Raw genomic sequence first — 851 nt, 5'->3', positions numbered from 1 at the left:
CCTGCCGCGAGGTCGACCAGCACGGAGCCGGGTTTCATCGCCTGCACGGTGTCGACCGAGATCAAGGTCGGTGCGGCGCGGCCCGGGATCAGCGCGGTGGAGATCACCACGTCGGCCTGCTTCGCACGCTCATGGACTAGCGCCGACTGGCGCGTGAGCCACGATGGCGGCATCGGCCGCGCGTAGCCGCCGACGCCTTGCGCGGCTTCGCGCTCTTCATCGGTTTCGTAAGGCACATCGAGAAACTTCGCGCCGAGCGATTCGATCTGCTCTTTCACCGCTGGACGAACGTCAGACGCTTCGATCACCGCGCCCAGACGCCTGGCCGTTGCGATAGCCTGCAAGCCCGCCACGCCCGCACCGAGAATCAGCACGCGCGCTGCCTTCACGGTGCCCGCGGCGGTCATCAGCATCGGCATGAAGCGCGGATAGAGCGTGGCGGCCAGCAGCACTGCCTTGTAGCCGGCAATGTTCGCCTGTGAACTCAATACATCGAGGCTTTGCGCACGAGTCGTGCGCGGCGCGGCCTCCAGAGCGAACGCGGTGATGCCCGCAGCCGCCAGCTTTGATGAGTTTTCGGCATTAAAAGGATCGAGCATGCCGACCAGCGTCGCGCCGCGCTTCAGCAGCGGCAGTTCGGCGTCGGTCGGTGACTGGACCTTGAGGACGAGATCGGCGCCGAAAGCGGTCGCGGCGTCGACAATCTCCGCGCCGGCGGCCGTAAAGGCATCGTCTGGAAAGCTCGCGCCGGTGCCGGCGCCGCTCTGGATCGTGACCCGGTGGCCCTGGCTCACATACTTCCTGACCGTTTCGGGCGTCGCGGCGACGCGGGTTTCGTGCGCGCGCGTCTC

The 851-nt window shown here is 67.0% G+C and carries 1 protein-coding gene; it reads right to left on the bottom strand.

The window, feature by feature from the left end; translation table 11 throughout:
• A partial coding sequence (locus P0D68_RS35470; protein ID WP_408468832.1) for an NAD(P) transhydrogenase subunit alpha occupies positions 1 to 851 on the bottom strand: 851 nt, incomplete at both ends.

The organism is Paraburkholderia sp. RL17-380-BIE-A, from assembly GCF_046028085.1.
In the GTDB taxonomy this organism is placed as follows: domain Bacteria; phylum Pseudomonadota; class Gammaproteobacteria; order Burkholderiales; family Burkholderiaceae; genus Paraburkholderia.
The sequence above is the reverse complement of the archived record's forward strand: the minus strand, read 5'-3'. Positions and strand labels throughout refer to the sequence as shown.